This window comes from Streptomyces kebangsaanensis (assembly GCF_001906585.1).
In the GTDB taxonomy this organism is placed as follows: Bacteria; Actinomycetota; Actinomycetes; order Streptomycetales; family Streptomycetaceae; genus Streptomyces; species Streptomyces kebangsaanensis.
In genome coordinates this window covers 16,966-21,401 of the sequence record NZ_JUJA01000033.1, presented here as the reverse complement: position 1 = coordinate 21,401, position 4,436 = coordinate 16,966, and the positions used below count along the sequence as shown (strand labels likewise).

General features: G+C 69.7%; 3 protein-coding genes and 1 pseudogene. 1 reads left to right on the top strand and 3 read right to left on the bottom strand.

Going from position 1 to position 4,436, the window contains the following annotated elements; genetic code table 11:
* Positions 1-50: 50 nt before the first annotated feature.
* Complete coding sequence (locus RH94_RS03350; protein WP_073946163.1) at positions 51-2,399, bottom strand: immune inhibitor A domain-containing protein; 2,349 nt, start codon at positions 2,397-2,399, stop codon at positions 51-53.
* Between the two features lie 483 nt (positions 2,400-2,882).
* Here RH94_RS03350 and RH94_RS42140 point away from each other — a divergent pair.
* Positions 2,883-3,111, top strand: a pseudogene (locus RH94_RS42140) (hypothetical protein); the annotation flags it as partial.
* Positions 3,112-3,245: 134 nt separating this feature from the next.
* On the opposite strand, the gene RH94_RS03340 reads toward RH94_RS42140, so the two are convergent.
* A complete protein-coding gene (locus RH94_RS03340) occupies positions 3,246-3,941 on the bottom strand; it encodes an RDD family protein (RefSeq protein WP_073946162.1) in 696 nt (231 codons plus the stop codon).
* 95 nt (positions 3,942-4,036) lie between these two features.
* On the bottom strand, positions 4,037-4,436 hold a 400-nt coding region (locus RH94_RS42135; protein WP_079188883.1), incomplete at its 5' end, for an RDD family protein.

Genomic DNA, 4,436 nt, shown 5'->3' with positions numbered 1-4,436 from the left:
ACCCGCCAAGGGGTTGCCGCCGATACGCGTTTGACCTGCGGAAATACCGACTACTTCACCGCGCCGCCGACCTCGAGCTCGATCGTGGAGCCGTCCTTGGCCTCCTTGGTGATCTTGATCTTGGTGTTGGTGTCAGTGACCTTCACACTGCCGCCCGGGTTCGCGGGGTCCCAGTAGGTGTCGGTGTGGTCGTTGAAGACCGGCACGCCCTTCGACGACTTGATCTTCGTGGCCACGCCCGCCTTGTGCAGCGTGATGCCGTCCGTGCCGTACGTGCTGAACGTCGAGTCGTAGGTCTGGATGCGGTTGCGCATCAGCGTGCCGTCGGACCACTTCAGCGCGGCCGGGTGCGAGTCGACCGGCAGGATCAGACCGGTGCCCGGGTGCCTGCTGGTGTTGTTGTCGACCTGGGAGGTGTCCCACTTCCAGATCAGCAGGCCGTTCTGGTACGGGAAGTGCTCCACCCAGTCCGGACGGCCGGTGTCGAGGAAGCCGAAGTTGTACGGGCCCGTCTTCAGCGTGGTGTCGTACGACACGTACTGCCGGTTCTCGGCGATGTAGTACTGCTTGTAGTCCTTGGTGAAGGACGCGCCGATCCGGGAGAAGCCGTTCGCCGTCCACGCCGGGTCCGCGCTCTCGGCGTCGTCCGCGAAGAGCACCGCGCCGTCCGCGGTCAGCGTGATCCGGTCGGCCGCGAAGCCCCTGAGCGCCACGCCGCCGTCGGTCTGGTAGCGGAAGCGGAGCTGGATCTTCTGGCCCGCGTAGGCGTCGAGGGAGTACGACAGCTTCTTCCAGCCGTCGACCGAGCCGGTCAGCGCCGGCTTGTCGCTGCCGTCGCGCGGGATCGGCCGGCCGTCCGCCGTGCCGTCCAGCGCGGTGAAGTTGGCGCCGCCGTCGGTGGAGACCTCGGCGTAGAGGAAGTCGTAGTTGGCCTCGATGTCGTACCACCCGTCGAGGGTGAGCGCGGCCGACGACTTGCCGGTGAGGTCCACGGATCGGGTCAGCGTGTTCCTCAGGTTGTTGGCGCTGCCGCTCCACCACTGCGTGGCGCCCTGGGCCGGGGTGACGACGGTGGTGGTGACCGGCTTGTCGGGCAGCGAGACCACCACGGCCTGCCGGTGCTTGGTGTTGTACTCGGACAGCCCCAGCTTGTGCGCGGACTTCACGCCGGCCTTGGCGGTGTCGTAGTTCAGCCAGCCCAGTTGCAGCTTGTCCCAGGCGTTCATGTCGCCCGGCAGGTCGCCGATGGCGTCCTTGCCGCGGCCGAGCCAGGAACCGGAGGACATCAGCGTCCAGAAGCCGGTGGAGTTCTCGCCGCCCGCGGTGTCGTACGCGTCCGGCAGGCCGAGGTCGTGGCCGTACTCGTGGGCGAAGACGCCGAGGCCGCCGTTCTCCGGCTGGATGGTGTAGTCGCCGACCCAGATGCCGGTGTCGCCGATCTGCGCGCCGCCGAGCTTGTTGAACTCGGGGCCGGTGGCGCCGGCGTCGGTGCCGAAGGCGTACCAGCGGTGGGCCCAGATCGCGTCGGTGCCCTGGGCGCCGCCGCCGGCGGACTCGTCCTCACCGGCGTGCACGATCTGGAAGTGGTCGATGTAGCCGTCCGGCTCGTTGAAGTCGCCGTCGCCGTCGTGGTCGTAGCGGTCCCACTGGTCGTACTCGGCGAGCTTGGCCCGGATCTCGGCGTCGGTCTTGCCGGCCGCCTTCTGCTGCTCGACCCAGGCGGTGACGCCGTCCTGCACCACGTACCAGGCGCAGTTGTCGGGGTCACACTTGTTGGAGCCGTAACGGGCCTCGTTGTAGGGGACCTTGACCCAGTCGGAGACCTCGCCGTCGACCGAGTAGCGGCCCGAGGACTGGGTCTCGTAGTACTTCTTGACCGACTCGACGTTGTTGCCGGTGCCGAAGTACAGGTCCTGGTAGTGCTTCCGGTTGTAGTCCTTCTTCCAGTCCGTGCTGTTGTCCTTCTTGCGGTCCGGCTGGGCTATCCGGTTGTGCAGCGGGCCGGGCGTGCCGCCGTACCTCGGGTCGGTCTTGTCGCCGAACTCGACCAGGATGGTGAAGATCTTGTCGGTCTTCTCCCGGCCCAGCTCGACGTACTTGGTGTCGCCCTTCTTGCCCTTGAGCTCGACGACCTTCGAACCGTGCCGGTTCTGGGCCTTGGCCTTGCCGGAGATGAGCTGGTCCAGGGCCTCCTGGCGCTGGGCCCTCTGGGTCTTGCTCAGCGGGCCGTCCAGGTCGTGCGCGTGCTGCTCGACCGGCTGCGGGTCGTGCCGGTCCACGGAGGCGGGGCCGGCCGTCGTGGCGGCCTCCGCGACGGCGGACGTCGAGAACGTGGCGGTGGCCGCCGCGAGCGCGACACCGATCGCGGCTGTTCTGAACGTCCAGGTTCTGCTGGTCACTTGATGTCCTCCCCTGACGCGTTCGTGCACGCGGAAGGGGAACCTGGGAACAAGGGAAGGTCCGCGCGCGAGCAACGCGTGTAGTCAAGTGACGTCATTTGACTAGAGGTTGCCGAGAAAATACAGACCTTGACTTGAACAGGTCAACTGCACTATGCGGAGCGCCCGTCCGCTTTGCGAACGCGGGGACGGCGGCGAACCGGAGGGGCCGTACACCGGAACAGGTCCCGAACGGGCGCGCGAATCCATGCACTTCGTGGGCCGTATGACTCCGTGCGCCCCCTGTGCACCGGCACCGCGGGTCAGGCCATGCTTACCGACGGTTCCACTCGGGCACACAGCCGGTAGAGTCGGCCGGCGGAACGCCCGGAAGCCGGTGGAAAACCAGGCCGACATCCTTGTCACACCCGCAGTTCCCTGTCCGCATCCTCCCCCAAGCGAGAGGCACGGGGGGAGACCCCCACTTTCGAGGACCCGATTGCCATGCCTCGTCCGACCGCCGCACAGCTCGTCTACGGCTCCTGCACCGTGATCTTCTCGACGCTCGCCATGTTGCTGCTGTCCCGGACGAGTTCGGGCCCGGGGGTGGTCGTCATCGCCGTGTCGGCGCTCGCGCTGGGCCTCCTGGTCGCCATGACGGCACCGCTGCCGAAGGCACGTACGGTGAGGCCGGCCGCCGGGCGGACGACTCCGCGGGCGCCGGTGCGGCGGGNGAGCCGGTCTCGGCGGGGATGGAGCCGGCACGGGGGCGGACGGCCTCCTGACCCTGCCCGCTTCGGGCTCCGCCCCGGTCCTCACTCCGGTCCTCACTCCGGCCTTCACCCCGGTCTTCACGTCGGGCCGGCGTCAACCGGTGCTGACCACCACCGTCCTGGCCGCCTTGTCGTGCAGGCCCTGCTTGTAGGGCCGGTCGAAGAAGCTCCAGCCGCCGGAGATCACCAGCCAGAGGCAGGCGCAGCAGAACCAGCACGGGATCCACAGCACCGCGGCGCGGGCCAGCGCGGTCGGGACGGACGGGGTGGAGCCGTCGGCCAGGTTGGCCACGCGCAGGTTGAGCCACTTCTTGCCGAGGGTCTGCCCGGATCTGGCGATCATGAAGGTGTCGTAGGCCATGTAGAGCACCACCCCGACGACCGACTGCGCCACGGACTTCCCGACCTGCACGCTCTCGGCGTTCACCGCGTACTCGTTGACCCGCAGCGCCCAGGTGATCAGCGCGACGACGATCCCCACCAGGATCAGGTCGACGATCCGGGCGAGGGTGCGCTTGCCGCTGTCGGCGAGCGGGGGCATGCCGGCGAGGGGATCGCCGGGGTACGGCCCACCCCCGTAGGGTCCACCGCCGTAGGGCCCACCGCCGTGGGGCCCGCCTCCGCCGCCGGGGGGCCCGCCGGGGCCGTACGGGCCTCCGCCCTGGCCTCCGCCGTACGGCCCCCCGCCCTCGGGACCGCCGCCGGGGGGTGGCGGCGGCCCGCCGGGGGGCGGTGGCGGCGGCCCGGAGCCGTGGGGAGGTTCGGAGCCGTGGGGCGGTTCGGTGCTCATGCGCCGAGTGCACCGCGAGCGGGCCCGCCCCGCACCTGGGACGGGCCGTACGGATGACCTTGGTCGTCCGGCCGGGGCGGCCCGCGCCGGTCCGGTCAGCCGGCCACGAACGTGTGCGCCGCCTTGTCGTGCCAGCACTGGTGCCACGGCCGGTCGAACAGGCACCACACCACGCCCACGAGGCCGACGCCGAGCAGGCCGGGGACGCTGTAGACGAGCCAGCGGCGCAGGGCGGACCCGAAGGCCGGGGGCTCGTGGGCCTCGATGTCCCGCACCTCCAGACCGCACAGCTTCTTGCCCAGGGTGCGGCCCCACTTGACCGTGGGCAGCACCTCGTAGACGACGCCGAAGAGCAGCAGCACGGCGAGGACGATGCCGAGGTACGTCCCCGTGGTGCCGTCCAGGAGCCAGACGGTGACCGTACGGCCGGAGAGCCTGGCCGCGTCGATCTTGTCGTTGACGTGGTCGACCGCCCTGGCGCCGAGCGGTACGGCG

Excerpts from the sequence above, each read along its gene's own strand:
- RH94_RS03340 (WP_073946162.1), bottom strand. The coding sequence starts at position 3,941 with ATGAGCACCGAACCGCCCCACGGCTCCGAACCTCCCCACGGCTCCGGG.